This is a genomic window from Paraburkholderia sp. NMBU_R16 (assembly GCF_013282575.1).
Taxonomy (GTDB): Bacteria; Pseudomonadota; Gammaproteobacteria; order Burkholderiales; family Burkholderiaceae; genus Trinickia.
This window is the reverse complement of record NZ_JAAAYE010000028.1, coordinates 15,908-29,806: the sequence shown is the minus strand read 5'-3', so window position 1 is coordinate 29,806 and position 13,899 is coordinate 15,908. Positions and strand designations below refer to the sequence as shown.

Annotated in this window: 15 protein-coding genes; all 15 read left to right on the top strand. The window is 63.4% G+C overall.

Going from position 1 to position 13,899, the window contains the following annotated elements; genetic code table 11:
* The 15 genes from rpmF (at nucleotide 1) to lepB (ending at nucleotide 13,824) form a co-directional block, all read left to right on the top strand.
* Nucleotides 1-180 carry a 50S ribosomal protein L32 gene (gene rpmF, locus GWC77_RS15820; protein ID WP_007741736.1) on the top strand — a complete coding sequence of 60 codons (180 nt, stop codon included), beginning with the start codon at nucleotides 1-3 and terminating at the stop codon, nucleotides 178-180.
* A gap of 195 nt (nucleotides 181-375) precedes the next feature.
* On the top strand, nucleotides 376-1,479 hold the full coding sequence (plsX, locus tag GWC77_RS15815) for a phosphate acyltransferase PlsX (RefSeq protein WP_173258374.1): 1,104 nt from the start codon (nucleotides 376-378) through the stop codon (nucleotides 1,477-1,479).
* Entirely contained in the window at nucleotides 1,479-2,468 is a 990-nt protein-coding gene (locus tag GWC77_RS15810; RefSeq protein ID WP_173258373.1) for a beta-ketoacyl-ACP synthase III, read from the top strand. Before plsX ends, GWC77_RS15810 begins: the two co-directional genes overlap by 1 nt.
* 105 nt (nucleotides 2,469-2,573) lie before the next feature.
* Nucleotides 2,574-3,512: an ACP S-malonyltransferase gene (gene fabD / locus GWC77_RS15805; RefSeq protein WP_173258372.1), complete on the top strand. Its 939-nt coding sequence runs from the start codon at nucleotides 2,574-2,576 to the stop codon at nucleotides 3,510-3,512.
* A gap of 134 nt (nucleotides 3,513-3,646) precedes the next feature.
* Entirely contained in the window at nucleotides 3,647-4,396 is a 750-nt protein-coding gene (fabG, locus tag GWC77_RS15800) for a 3-oxoacyl-ACP reductase FabG (protein ID WP_173258370.1), read from the top strand.
* Nucleotides 4,397-4,552: 156 nt separating this feature from the next.
* Nucleotides 4,553-4,792 (top strand): acyl carrier protein, encoded by a 240-nt coding sequence (acpP, locus tag GWC77_RS15795; protein ID WP_004197638.1) that lies wholly within the window; start codon nucleotides 4,553-4,555, stop codon nucleotides 4,790-4,792.
* Between the two features lie 155 nt (nucleotides 4,793-4,947).
* Nucleotides 4,948-6,186, top strand: a complete 1,239-nt coding sequence (gene fabF, locus GWC77_RS15790) for a beta-ketoacyl-ACP synthase II (RefSeq protein WP_173258368.1) — start codon at nucleotides 4,948-4,950, stop codon at nucleotides 6,184-6,186.
* 15 nt (nucleotides 6,187-6,201) lie between these two features.
* Nucleotides 6,202-6,666, top strand: a complete 465-nt coding sequence (locus GWC77_RS15785; protein WP_173258366.1) for a hypothetical protein — start codon at nucleotides 6,202-6,204, stop codon at nucleotides 6,664-6,666.
* Between the two features lie 100 nt (nucleotides 6,667-6,766).
* The gene (rpoE, locus tag GWC77_RS15780) at nucleotides 6,767-7,366 is read left to right on the top strand and encodes an RNA polymerase sigma factor RpoE (RefSeq protein ID WP_173258364.1); all 600 of its coding nucleotides are present in this window, start codon (nucleotides 6,767-6,769) and stop codon (nucleotides 7,364-7,366) included.
* An 80-nt stretch (nucleotides 7,367-7,446) separates the two neighbouring features.
* Nucleotides 7,447-8,067, top strand: coding sequence for a sigma-E factor negative regulatory protein (locus tag GWC77_RS15775; protein WP_173258362.1), 621 nt, complete (start codon nucleotides 7,447-7,449; stop codon nucleotides 8,065-8,067).
* A 4-nt stretch (nucleotides 8,068-8,071) separates the two neighbouring features.
* Complete coding sequence (locus GWC77_RS15770; protein WP_173258359.1) at nucleotides 8,072-9,136, top strand: MucB/RseB C-terminal domain-containing protein; 1,065 nt, start codon at nucleotides 8,072-8,074, stop codon at nucleotides 9,134-9,136.
* 19 nt (nucleotides 9,137-9,155) lie between these two features.
* Nucleotides 9,156-10,685 (top strand): DegQ family serine endoprotease, encoded by a 1,530-nt coding sequence (locus GWC77_RS15765; protein WP_173258357.1) that lies wholly within the window; start codon nucleotides 9,156-9,158, stop codon nucleotides 10,683-10,685.
* Entirely contained in the window at nucleotides 10,682-10,951 is a 270-nt protein-coding gene (locus tag GWC77_RS15760; protein ID WP_367949053.1) for a glutaredoxin family protein, read from the top strand. Before GWC77_RS15765 ends, GWC77_RS15760 begins: the two co-directional genes overlap by 4 nt.
* Nucleotides 10,952-11,118: 167 nt before the next feature.
* Nucleotides 11,119-12,912 carry a translation elongation factor 4 gene (lepA, locus tag GWC77_RS15755; RefSeq protein ID WP_173258355.1) on the top strand — a complete coding sequence of 598 codons (1,794 nt, stop codon included), beginning with the start codon at nucleotides 11,119-11,121 and terminating at the stop codon, nucleotides 12,910-12,912.
* Nucleotides 12,913-12,930: 18 nt separating this feature from the next.
* Nucleotides 12,931-13,824 (top strand): signal peptidase I, encoded by an 894-nt coding sequence (gene lepB, locus GWC77_RS15750; protein ID WP_173258353.1) that lies wholly within the window; start codon nucleotides 12,931-12,933, stop codon nucleotides 13,822-13,824.
* The last annotated feature ends 75 nt before the right edge of the window (nucleotides 13,825-13,899 follow it).

Below are 13,899 nucleotides of genomic sequence, written 5' to 3'. Positions count from 1 at the left end.
ATGGCAGTTCAGCAAAACAAGAAGTCGCCGTCGAAGCGCGGCATGCACCGCTCGCACGATTTCCTGAATGCAGCGCCGCTCGCCGTCGAACCGAGCACGGGCGAAGTGCATCTGCGTCATCACGTCAGCCCGAATGGCTACTACCGCGGCAAGAAAGTCGTCAAGACGAAAAACGACTAATCGCGATTGGTGCGATGCTTGTCCGGCTCGGTCGCGCATCGCGTGGCCGGCGGCTTGTCGGACCGCTTGTCTGACATTTTCCCGGTTCAACGAAAAGGCGGCATTCAACTGCCGCTTTTTTGCGTCGACTGGAATGCGCGCGCTCTGCTCGCCGACTCCAGTTTCATGCACCGCGCCTGAAATTCGCCGCAGTCAATGACCATAAAGCTCACGATCGATTGCATGGGTGGCGATCACGGTCCGTCCGTGACCGTTCCCGCTGCCGTCAGCTTCGTTCGCTCGCATGCCGACGCCCACCTCGTGCTCGTCGGCCTCGAAGCCCCGATCCGCGCCCAACTGAAGAAGCTCAAGGCACAGGATCTCGACGCGCTGTCCGTCGTCGCGGCATCGGAAGTCGTCGCCATGGACGATCCCGTCGAAGTCGCGCTGCGCAAAAAGAAAGATTCGTCGATGCGCGTCGCGCTCAACCTCGTGAAAGAGGAGGCGGCGCAGGCCTGCGTGTCGGCCGGGAATACGGGCGCGCTGATGGCTGTGTCGCGTTACGTGCTGAAGACGCTCGCGGGCATCGAGCGGCCGGCGATCGCGTCGGCGCTGCCCAACCCGCATGGCTACACGATGATGCTGGACCTCGGCGCGAACGTCGATTGCGAGCCGCAGCACCTGCTTCAGTTCGCCGAAATGGGACATGCACTCGTCTCGGCGCTCGAAGGCAAGGAGCGCCCGACGATCGGGCTGCTCAATATCGGCGAAGAGGTGATCAAGGGCAACGAAACGATCAAGCGCGCGGGCGAACTGCTGCGGGCGAGCACGCTCAATTTCTATGGCAACGTCGAAGGCAACGATATATACAAGGGCACGACCGACGTGATCGTCTGCGACGGATTCGTCGGCAATGTCGCCCTGAAGACGTCGGAGGGCCTCGCCCAGATGCTCTCCGAAATCATTCGCGAAGAATTTGGCCGCTCGCTGCTCACGAAATTGATGGCGTTGCTCGCGCTGCCGGTGCTGCTGCGTTTCAAAAAGCGTGTCGATCATCGGCAGTACAACGGTGCGGCGTTGCTCGGTCTACGCGGTCTCGTGATCAAGAGCCATGGTTCGGCGGATGCCTATGCGTTTGAGTGGGCTATCAAACGCGGGTATGATGCCGTCAAAAATGGCGTCCTCGAACGCCTCGCGCGCGCGATGGAAGAAAACGCCTACCCGCTCGAGCAGGCCGCGCGCGATGCGGGCGGCGCCGGCTCCGCGAATGCTCCAGGCCGCTCGGCCGAGCCCTACGCTGCGGTATCTTCGAAAGCATAATGGCCCAATCGACAATCTATTCCCGCGTGCTCGGCACCGGCAGCTATCTGCCGGCCAACCGCGTCACGAATCAGGACCTGGCGGATCGTCTCGCCGAGCATGGTGTGGAGACCAGCGACGAATGGATCGTCGCGCGCACCGGCATCCACGCGCGCCACTTCGCCGCGCCCGATCAAACGACGAGCGATCTCGCCCTTGCCGCTTCGTTGCGCGCCATCGAAGCGGCCGATATCGATCCGCAGTCGATCGACCTCATCGTCGTGGCCACGTCCACGCCCGATTTCGTCTTTCCGAGCACCGCATGCTTGTTGCAAAACAAGCTGCAAATCAAGAACAACGGCGCAGCGTTCGACGTCCAGGCCGTCTGCTCCGGTTTCGCATATGCGCTTGCCACCGTCGACGCACTCATCCGCAGCGGTCAGCATCGCACGGCGCTCGTGGTCGGTGCCGAGACGTTTTCGCGCATTCTGGACTTCGACGACCGCACCACCTGCGTGCTGTTCGGCGATGGCGCCGGTGCCGTGATCCTGTCCGCATCGGAAGAGCCCGGTGTGCTCGCCAGCGCGTTGCATGCCGACGGCAGCCACGCCGACATCCTCTGTGTCCCGGGGCATGTCAACGGCGGCGCAGTGGCGGGTAACGCCTTCCTTCATATGGATGGTCAAGCCGTATTCAAGCTCGCCGTTCACGTGCTCGAAAAAGTTGCCGTGGAGGCGCTCGAGAAGGCGCATCTGTCGCCCGACCAGGTCGATTGGCTAATTCCGCACCAAGCCAATATCCGTATCATGACCAGCACGTGCCGCAAGCTGCGTCTGCCGCTGGAACGCATGGTCGTGACCGTCGGCGAGCACGGCAATACCTCCGCTGCATCTATTCCACTCGCGCTAGATCTCGCCGTGCGCGACGGGCGCATCAAGCGCGGCCAGACGGTTCTGATCGAAGGGGTGGGCGGCGGCTTCACCTGGGGCGCGTCCGTTATCCGCTACTGACGCAGTGGGTGCCGCGGTATTCGGCTGCGGCGCCCGAATCAGGCCTCTGGCGCGCTCTGCGATGCTGCGCGCGTATCCCTTATGACATCGGCAACTGGGGACGATATGAAATTTGCGTTTGTTTTTCCGGGACAAGGTTCTCAAGCTGTCGGCATGTTGAACGCGTTCGCCGATCGCGCGGTCGTGCGTGAGACGCTCCAGGAAGCGTCCGACGCGCTCGGGCAGGACCTCGGCAAGCTGATCGCCGACGGCCCGGCGGACGAGTTGAATCTGACGACGAATACCCAGCCCGTCATGCTGAGCGCCGCCTATGCGATCTATCGCGCCTGGCGCGAAGCGGGGGGGGCGGTTCCGGCAATCGTGGCGGGTCATAGTCTCGGCGAGTACACCGCGCTCGTCGCGGCCGGCGCGCTCGCGTTTCGCGATGCCGTTCCGCTCGTGCGCTTTCGCGCGCAGGCGATGCAAACGGCGGTGCCCGTCGGGGTCGGCGGCATGGCAGCCATTCTCGGTCTCGATGACGACACGGTTCGCGCGGTCTGTGCCGAAGCGGCCGCGCAAAGCGCGGGCGTCGTGGAGGCCGTGAACTTCAATGCACCGGCGCAGGTCGTGATCGCCGGTCATAAGGCCGCCATCGAAAAAGCCTGTGAGCTCGCCAAAGCGAAGGGCGCAAAACGCGCATTGCCTTTGCCGGTGTCCGCGCCCTTCCACTCGTCGTTGCTCAAGCCCGCTTCCGACCGGCTGCGCGAGTACCTCGCGAGCGTGGAAGTGAGCGTCCCGCAAATCCCCGTCTTGAACAATGTCGATGTCGCCACGGCCATGGAGCCCGCCGCGATCAAGGATGCGCTCGTGCGCCAGGCCGCCGGAGCCGTCCGCTGGGTCGAATGCGTGCAGGCGATCGCCAAGGCGGGCGCGACGCACGTGATCGAATGTGGCCCCGGCAAAGTACTGGCCGGCCTGACGAAGCGCATCGATGGCAACCTCGTCGGCGGGGCGATCGTCGATCCGGCCTCGCTCGAAGAGACGCTCAAGCTCGTCGCCGGTTAAGCGGCGGCAGGAACGGGGCGACGCTGCCCCTCGCGCGAGCGGCGCATACCGTTCACCTATTTTTGCGAAACAGATCCAACGTCCGGGCGCGGCATGAGCCGAGCGCCGATGCGGGCGGATTACTCGGATAGAACATGGAAAAAGCACTCGACAAGCAGACCGCCCTCGTCACCGGCGCCTCGCGCGGCATCGGGCGCGCCATTGCGCTGGAGCTGGCGCGGCAAGGCGCCATGGTAATCGGCACCGCCACGAGCGAAGCCGGTGCGAAGGGCATCGACGAAGCATTTGCGGCTGCGGGCGTCGCCGGGCGCGGTGCAGTATTGGATGTACGCGACGCCGCGGTGGTCGATGCGCTCGTCGATGCCACGGTCAAGGAATTCGGTGCGCTGAACGTGCTCGTCAACAATGCAGGCATCACGCAGGACCAATTGGCGATGCGGATGAAGGACGACGAGTGGGACGCCGTGATCGATACGAATCTGAAAGCTGTCTTCCGCTTGTCGCGTGCGGTATTGCGCCCGATGATGAAGGCGCGTGGCGGTCGCATCATCAATATCACCTCGGTGGTCGGCTCGGCGGGCAATCCCGGTCAGGTGAACTATGCGGCAGCCAAGGCCGGCGTGGCGGGCATGACGCGTGCGCTCGCGCGCGAAATCGGCAGCCGCGGCATCACGGTCAACTGCGTGGCGCCGGGTTTCATCGACACCGACATGACGAAGGTGCTTCCCGAGGAGCAGCAAACGGCGCTCAAGACCCAGATTCCGCTCGGACGGCTTGGCAGCCCCGAAGATATTGCCCATGCGGTGGCGTTCCTGGCCTCGCCGTTCGCGGGCTACATCACGGGCACCACGCTGCACGTGAACGGCGGCATGTATATGTCGTAACCGAATTCAGGTACCATCCGCGCCTTGGTGGCTCCGACTCTGAAAAGGCGCCTTCGGCGCGGCCCATCGGCTAGTCTTGCGCGCGCTTTTTTGCCAGAGCAAACCTGATAAAATGCGCGCACTTGGATTTTTGAACTTTTTTCCCTCGGAGGGGTAATGGACAACATCGAACAGCGCGTCAAGAAGATCGTCGCCGAACAACTGGGCGTCGCGGAAGCCGAGATCAAGAACGAAGCCTCGTTCGTGAATGACCTCGGCGCGGACTCGCTCGACACGGTCGAACTCGTCATGGCGCTCGAAGACGAATTCGGCATGGAAATTCCCGACGAGGAAGCGGAAAAGATCACGACGGTCCAACAAGCGATCGACTACGCTCGCGCCAACGTCAAGGCCTAAGGCCTGTCGCATACTTCCCGCACTGCCCGCGTCCGACGCGCGAGTCGCATCTGATGCCTAAGCGGGTGCCGAATTCATAGCCACAGGGCTCACAGGGGCAGGTCCCTGCGGCCGCTGTGGCTTTTGCTTTTGTCATTTATGAAAAAGGGGTTATCGTGAGCCGCCGTCGTGTTGTCGTTACTGGCCTGGGGCTGGTGTCGCCTGTCGGCAATGATGTCGCCGACGGGTGGGCCAATCTGGTGGCCGGCAAGTCCGGCATCGCCACCATCACGAAGTTCGACGCTGCGAACTTCTCGACCCGCTTCGCCGGCGAAGTGAAGGGTTTCAACGTCGAAGACTACATGCCGGCCAAAGAGGCTCGCCATATGGATACGTTCATCCATTACGGCATGGCGGCCGGGATTCAGGCGATGCAAGACAGCGGCCTCGAGGTGACGGAGGCGAACGCCGAGCGTTTCGGCGTCGTCGTCGGTTCGGGCATCGGCGGGTTGCCGTTGATCGAAATCACGCAGACGGAGCTGCTCAATCGCGGTCCGCGGCGGATCTCGCCGTTCTTCGTGCCGGCTTCGATCATCAATATGATCTCTGGGCATCTGTCGATGAGGTTCGGTCTGAAGGGCCCGAACCTCGCGCTCGTCACCGCCTGCACGACCGGCCTGCACTGCATCGGCGAGGCTTCGCGCCTCATCGAGTACGGCGATGCCGACATCATGCTGGCGGGCGGCGCGGAAGCGACGGTCTCTCCGCTCGGCATCGGCGGCTTTGCCGCCGCGCGTGCGCTCTCGCAGCGCAACGACGATCCCGCTACGGCGAGCCGTCCGTGGGACAAGGATCGCGACGGCTTCGTGCTCGGTGAAGGCGCCGGTGTCATGGTGCTCGAGGAGTACGAGCACGCGAAGGCGCGCGGGGCGAAAATCTACGCGGAAGTCGCCGGCTATGGGATGAGCGCGGACGCTTATCACATGACGGCGCCGCTCGAAGACGGCGACGGCGCGCGCCGCTGCATGCAGGCCGCGCTGCGCAATGCCGGCGTCAATGCCGACGAGGTGAACTACGTCAATGCGCACGGTACGTCCACGCCGCTTGGCGATATCGCCGAAACGACCGGTATCAAGCGGGCGCTCGGCGAGCAGGCCAAGCGCCTGATCGTCAACTCGACGAAGTCGATGACGGGCCACCTGCTCGGCGGCTCGGGCGGTCTCGAGTCGGTCTTCACGGTGCTCGCCGTGCATCATCAGGTATCGCCGCCGACGATCAATCTATTCAACCAGGACCCCGAGTGCGATCTCGATTACTGCGCCAATACGGCGCGCGATGCGAAGATCGACGTGGCGCTGAAGAACTCGTTCGGGTTCGGCGGCACCAACGGTACGCTCGTGTTCAAGCGGGTGTGAGCGATCGGCGCGCCATTGGCCGATAGTCGCGCTACGCTGGCGGCGTATTCGCCGTCAGCGGTCGTTGCGCTGCGGCGTTCGTCTGCACTCGTCGCGGCAACGCTTGCGTTCGCCTCGGTCGCCGCGTTCGGCCTTTATGCGATGCTGGCATCGCTCGCGGGCGCCGCGGCCGGGCTCGTCCTGTCCCTGGCGGGCTACGCCGCGCTGATGCTCGTAGCGCGTGCGCAGCTCTGGGGGCGGGTCGTCGCGCTGGGTATCGAATCCGACTCGATCGCCGCCTACGATCGCCAGGGGCGCATTCTTGTGCGTGGCCCCATTCTAGGCTGTACTCAGTGGGCGAACCGCCTCCTCGTCGTCGCCATCCGGCCGGAGGGGCGAACCCGGGTGGCATCGCTCGTCGTCGCAGCGGATTCGCTCGATGCCGAGACGTTCCGCTCGCTGGCCGTGCGGGCGCGGAACGCCGCGCATCACCATCTGTAAAGACAGTAACGGTCGTTACAGATGCGGCATGCCGCCTTGATGGGGACGCTACAATAGCGCTCCCGCGAAGCGCATCTTTCCAGGCAAACGGACCCATTCAGTGAGCGAAAAAGAAATTGACCAGGTGCTGGTCGAGCGCGTGCAAAAGGGCGATAAAGCCGCGTTCGAACTCCTGGTCGCCAAATACCATCGCAAGATCATTCGGCTGATCTCGCGCCTCGTGCGCGATCCCGCCGAGGTCGAGGATGTCGCTCAGGACGCGTTCATCAAGGCCTATCGCGCCTTGCCGCAATTCCGCGGCGAGTCGGCCTTCTATACCTGGCTATACCGCATCGCGGTGAATACGGCCAAGAACTATCTGGCGACGCAAAGCCGGCGCGCCCCCACTTCGACCGAAGCTGACGCGGAAGAGGCTGAAACTTTCTCGGACGCCGATCAACTAAGGGATATCAACACGCCCGAGTCGATGTTGATGAGCAAGCAGATAGCCCAGACGGTCAATGCCGCGATGGCGCTGCTGCCGGAGGAATTGCGCGTGGCGATTACACTGCGCGAGATCGAAGGCTTGAGTTACGAGGAAATCGCCGAAATGATGGGGTGCCCGATCGGCACCGTGCGTTCGCGTATTTTTCGCGCACGCGAGGCGATTGCGGCAAAATTGCGTCCGTTGCTGGATACGCCGGAAGGAAGGCGCTGGTAGAACCGGCGGCGCCTGAGGTACCGGCGTGGCGGCGGACATGGGTAGGTAGATTACGGGGTGTTCGTGAGATGGGGAGCGTCATGGGGTCGGTCTCGATGCAATCGCAAGTGGGCTCGCGCAGCGAGCATCTATCCGCCGTTGTGGATGGTGAATGGGCCGGTGAGCCCGGGCATATCGGCGAATTTCTTGCGCAGCTGAGCGGCGCCGACCGCGCCGCATGGTCCGAGTACCACCTCATCGGCGATGCGTTGCGCTCGGACGATCTGGCTGTGCATCCGGTCGCGAGCAGCAACTTTCTGCGGGGATTCGCGGCCCGGCTCGAAGCCGAACCGCATGTGCTGGCACCGGCCGCGGCTGGCTCGCGGGCGCGTGCGTCGGCGCTGCGGGCAGTGAAGCGCCGCGTGATTCCGGGGCTCGCTGTGGCCGCCGCTGCGGCGACGCTGAGCTGGATCGTGCTGCCTCAGCTGCAGCGCGCGGATGCACCGCACGCCGCGGTGCAAATGGCCGCCCAGCCTTCCCGCCACGATGCCGCGCTTCAAGTGGCCGCTGTGGGCGGCCCGGCCGGCTCCGACGGCAACATCATTCGCGATGCAGGGCTCGACCAATACCTCGAGGCGCACCAGCAGTTCGCGCAGCAGCCGATGGTGCCGGGTTCGGCTCCGTTCATTCGCGCCGCCGCAATGACGACGCAAGGTCAATAAGCTGATGCCGACCTCGCGAGCAGGGCGTCTCGCCGCCTCGGCGCGGCGGCGCGTCGCGTTGTTTTCCGTGGCTGTGTTGTTGCCGCTGGCGCAAGGGGCATTCGCGCAGGCTGCGGCGGCCCCAGCCTCCGACCCCGCCACCGCGGCCGCCATTCATGAGCGCGCCGCGGCCTGGCTCGACAGGATTCCGCGCGCGGCGCAGCAGGAAAATTACGAAGGCGTGTTCGTGTATCAGCGCGGCACGTTCGTCCAGTCTTCGCGCATCGCGCACTATGCGACGCGTGGCGACGGCGAGTTCGAGTCGCTCGAAAGCCTCGACGGCAAACCGCGCAAACTTCTGCGCCACGACGACAGCCTCTACACGTTCGTACCGGAACGCCATCTGTGCATCGTCGAACAGCGCCAGAACAAGGATTCGTTCCCGGCTTTGCTGAGCGAAAGCGGGCAGCAAGTGTTGGCGACTTACGAGCCGAAGCTGCTGGGCCCCGATCGAGTGGCCGGCATCGACGCGCAGGTGATCGAGCTCGACCCCAAAGACGCCTATCGCTTTACCTACAAGTTCTGGACCGATGCGAAGACTGGGCTTTTGCTGCGGGCCCAGACGCTCGACGCGAGCGCGCAGGTCCTCGAGCAGATCTCGTTCACGCAGTTGCGCATCGGCGTACCGGTCAACAAGGCGCCGATTGCAGCGGGCATCCGTAATACGGCGGGCTGGACGCTCGTTCGCCCCCCGTTGCAGCCCGTCGACATGGAGGCACAAGGCTGGCGGTTCGGTCCCGAGGTACCGGGTTTTCGCAAGATCCGCGAGTTGCGGCGGCCGATGGCGGCCCGCGAAGCCGGCGCGCCGCCGATTCCGGTCGATCAGGCGGTGTTTTCGGATGGCCTCGCGACGGTGTCCGTTTTCGTCGAACCGGTCGAGAAAAGCTCGCGCAAGGAGGGAGCCGGCGCGAGCGGCGCGACGCATGTGCTCGTCACGCGGCACGGGGATTACTGGATCACCTTGCTCGGCGAGGTTCCGCAAGGCACACTGCAGCTCTTTGCCTCTGCCATAAAATACCCGGGCAAGTAACACTTCGGTCGATCCCTTTATGACGATTCATTCGGTGCGCAACTTTCTCGCGGCCGCGGCTATGCTCGCGTGCCTGCCGCTCATCTCGCCTGCGGCAGCGGCCTCGCCGGCGGCCAACCTGCCCGATTTCACGGATCTCGTCGACAAGGTCGGACCGGCCGTCGTCAATATCCGGACGACGGCGCGCGTGTCGAGTTCGCCGACACAGCGGGCGCTGCCCCCCGGCGCTGACGAAGGCGACATGTCCGAGTTCTTCCGGCGCTTCTTCGGCATTCCGTTGCCCAATACGCCCAATACGCCGAACACGCCCAACGCACCGCGCGACCGGGGCGACCGGGGCGACAACGGCGGTGGCCAGGACGGCTCGGACAACGGCGATTCGGAACAAAGCGCGGGCGTGGGTTCGGGCTTCATTCTATCGGCCGACGGCTACGTGATGACGAACGCGCACGTCGTGGACGATGCGGACACCATCTACGTCACGCTGACGGACAAGCGCGAGTTCAAGGCCAAGCTGATCGGCGCCGACGATCGGACGGACGTGGCCGTCGTGAAGATCAGCGCCGCGAATCTGCCGACGGTGACGATCGGCGATTCGAACAAGGTCCGCGTCGGAGAGTGGGTCGTCGCGATCGGCTCGCCGTTCGGCCTCGACAATACGGTGACGGCCGGCATCGTCAGCGCGAAGGGACGCGACACGGGCGACTACCTGCCGTTCATCCAGACCGACGTTGCGGTCAATCCCGGCAACTCGGGAGGCCCGCTCATCGACATGCAGGGCCAGGTGATCGGTATCAATTCGCAGATCTATAGCCGAACCGGCGGCTTCATGGGCATCTCGTTCGCGATTCCGATCGACGAAGCGATGCGAGTGGCGGAACAGCTCAAGACGACAGGCAAAGTGGTGCGCGGACGTATCGCCGTGGCCATCGGCCAGGTCACGAAGGATGTCGCCGATTCGCTCGGGCTGCCGAAGGCGGGCGGCGCGCTGGTGAGCAGCGTCGAGCCGGGCGGGCCGGCGGACAAGGCGGGCATCCAGCCCGGCGACATCATCCTCAAGTTCAACGGCGTACCCGTCGAGGCGGAAACCGACCTGCCGCGCATGGTCGGCGATACCAAGCCCGGCACCAAATCGACGGTCACGATCTGGCGCAAGGGTCACACGACCGAGCTGCCCATCGTGGTCGCCGAGACGCCCACCGATAAAACGGTCAAAACCACGGAGCGTCGCACGCCGCCGCCGAAAGCGCGGCCGCGCAACCTGCTTGGCGTCACGGTGGCGGACCTGCCGGCCGATCAGCAAAAGGCGCTCAAGCTGCGTAACGGCGGCGTGGAAGTGCAGAGCGTAGAAGGCCCGGCCGCGCGCGTCGGACTGCAAAAAGGCGACATCATCTTGCGCATCGGCGATACGGACATCGCGACGGCGAAAGATTTCGATCAGGCCGTGGCGCATCTCGATCCGCAAAAGACGGTAGCCGTGCTCGTGCGGCGCGGGGACAATACACAGTTCGTGCCGATGCGCCCTCGCGCGGCGCCGGCTCAGAAGTGACGGGCGGCCCGGGCGGCGTGCGGCTGACGCTGTACGGACGGGCCTGGTGTCATCTCTGCGATGACATGCTCGCCGCCCTTGCACCGCTTGCTGCCGAGTTCGGCGCGCAGGTCGACGTGATCGATGTCGACTGCGATCCCGAACTCGAAGCGCGCTATGACGTACTGGTACCGGTGCTCGTGCATGAGGGTGTCGAGCTTTGCCATCACCGGCTCGATGCGGCACGCGTGCGCACGGCGCTCGCCGCAACGCGTACTCCACAATGAGCATCGGCGCGGGCACGGCACGCGCGCCCAGCAGTGTTTGTGCCATGCTCGTCGCCGAAATCCCCCGTCGGACGGCCATTTCAGCTAAAATAGCCCGGTTTTTCACGTACTTACGAGGCGTGCTCCGCGGTTGTCCGAGCGCGCCTTTTTTGCTTGATCGGCACTGAATGGATCATATTCGTAATTTCTCGATCATTGCGCACATCGACCATGGCAAGTCGACGCTCGCCGATCGCATCATCCAAATCTGCGGCGGCCTGTCCGACCGTGAAATGGAATCGCAGGTGCTCGATTCGATGGACCTCGAACGCGAGCGCGGCATCACCATCAAGGCTCAGACCGCGGCGCTCAGCTATCGCGCGCGCGACGGCAAGGTCTATAACCTGAATCTGATCGACACGCCGGGCCACGTCGACTTTTCCTACGAGGTGAGCCGCTCGCTCTCCGCTTGCGAGGGCGCACTGCTCGTCGTCGACGCAAGTCAGGGCGTCGAGGCCCAGACCGTCGCGAATTGCTACACCGCGATCGAACTCGGCGTCGAAGTCGTGCCCGTGCTCAACAAGATCGACTTGCCTGCGGCCAATCCCGAGAACGCGATTGCCGAAATCGAGGACGTGATCGGCATCGATGCGACCGATGCGGTGCGTTGCAGTGCCAAGACGGGGCTCGGTGTCGAAGACGTGCTCGAGGCCCTCATCGCCAAAGTGCCGGCCCCGAAGGGCGACCCGTCCGCGCCTTTGCAAGCCCTCATCATCGATTCATGGTTCGACAACTATGTCGGCGTAGTCATGCTCGTGCGTATCGTCAACGGTACGTTGCGCCCGAAGGACAAGATCAAGCTGATGGCGACCGACGCGCAATTTCCGGTTGAACACATCGGTGTGTTCACGCCCAAGTCGAAGAACCTCGAATCGCTTTCGGCCGGGCAGGTCGGTTTCATCATCGCGGGGATCAAGGAGCTGACGGCCGCGAAGGTCGGCGATACGGTCACGCTCGCGGCGAAGCCGGCAGCTGCGCCGCTGCCTGGGTTCAAGGAAGTGAAGCCACAGGTCTTCGCCGGGCTTTACCCCGTCGAAGCGAACCAGTACGACGCGCTGCGCGAATCGCTCGAAAAGCTCAAGCTCAACGACGCCTCGTTGCAATACGAGCCCGAGGTTTCGCAAGCGCTCGGATTCGGTTTTCGCTGCGGCTTTCTCGGCCTGCTGCATATGGAGATCGTGCAGGAGCGGCTCGAGCGCGAGTTCGACATGGATCTCATCACGACCGCCCCGACGGTCGTCTATGAAGTCGTGCAGCGCGACGGCACGACGATCATGGTCGAAAATCCCGCGAAGATGCCCGACCCGTCGAAAGTCGAAGAGATTCGCGAGCCCATCGTCACGGTGAACCTCTATATGCCGCAGGACTATGTCGGCTCGGTCATCACGTTGTGCACGCAAAAGCGCGGCTCGCAGATCAACATGCAGTATCACGGCCGGCAGGTGCAGCTCACCTACGAAATTCCGATGGCCGAGATCGTGCTCGACTTCTTCGATCGCCTGAAATCGGTTTCGCGCGGCTACGCGTCGATGGATTACGAGTTCAAGGAGTATCGCGCGTCCGATGTCGTCAAGGTCGACATGCTGATCAACGGCGACAAGGTCGATGCGCTTTCGGTGATCGTGCACCGCTCGCAGTCGCAGTACCGCGGCCGCGAAGTGGCGGCCAAGATGCGCGAGATCATTCCGCGTCAAATGTACGATGTGGCCATTCAAGCGGCCATCGGTGCGCATATCGTTGCGCGCGAAAATATCAAGGCATTGCGCAAGAACGTGCTCGCAAAGTGTTACGGCGGCGACATCACGCGCAAAAAGAAGCTCCTCGAAAAGCAAAAAGAAGGCAAGAAGCGAATGAAGCAGGTCGGGTCGGTCGAGATCCCGCAGGAGGCTTTTCTCGCAATCTTGCGCGTGGAAGACAAATAACAAAGGATCCCGACTTTCATGAATTTTGCACTGATTCTTTTTGTGCTGGTCATTTTGACTGGCGTGGCCTGGGTTGCCGACAAACTGATCTTTCTGCCGCAGCGGCGGCGCGCGGCCGATGCCGCGGTAGCCGAGTTCGATCGCCAGCAAGCCCGCGTCGGCGAGCGCTTCGCCGATGAAAACGCTCCGCAAACCCGTGCGCGGCTGCGCGAGGAAAAACTGCGGCAGCCCTGGTGGCTCGAATACACGGCAAGCTTTTTCCCGGTGATTCTCGTCGTGTTCCTCGTGCGCTCGTTCGTCGTCGAGCCGTTCAAGATTCCATCGGGTTCGATGGTGCCGACGCTGCTCGTCGGCGATTTCATCCTCGTCAACAAATACGATTACGGTCTGCGGCTTCCGATCGTCAATACGAAGATCACTGCGGGGCGGCCGCTCGCACGCGGCGATGTCGTCGTGTTCCGCTATCCGAAGGATGAGTCGGTCGACTACATCAAGCGCGTGATCGGTCTGCCCGGCGACGTCGTCGCCTACGAGGACAAGAAACTCACGATCAACGGCCGGCCGGTGTCCGAGACCCCGCTGCCCGATTTCTTCGATGAAGAGCGCATCGGTTACGCCAAGCAGTTCGAAGAGTCGTTCGGCTCGCGCAAGAACGCGATTCTGAACAATCCGGCGGTGCCGCCTTTCGTCATCGGCGCCGAGGACTTCCCGTATCGCGACAACTGCACCTACAACAGCCGCGGCGTCATCTGCAAGGTGCCGCCCGGACATTACTTCATGATGGGCGACAACCGCGATAACAGCGCCGACAGCCGCTATTGGGGTTTCGTGCCCGATGCCAACATCGTGGGCCGTGCGTTCTTCATCTGGATGAACTTCGGCAATCTGAAACGCATCGGCTCGTTCGAATGATACGAGGCCGGTCATCGCCGGCCTCGCCGTTTCGCTCTCACTCTCGCTCGAAGTCGCGCTTCGTATTGAATCGTG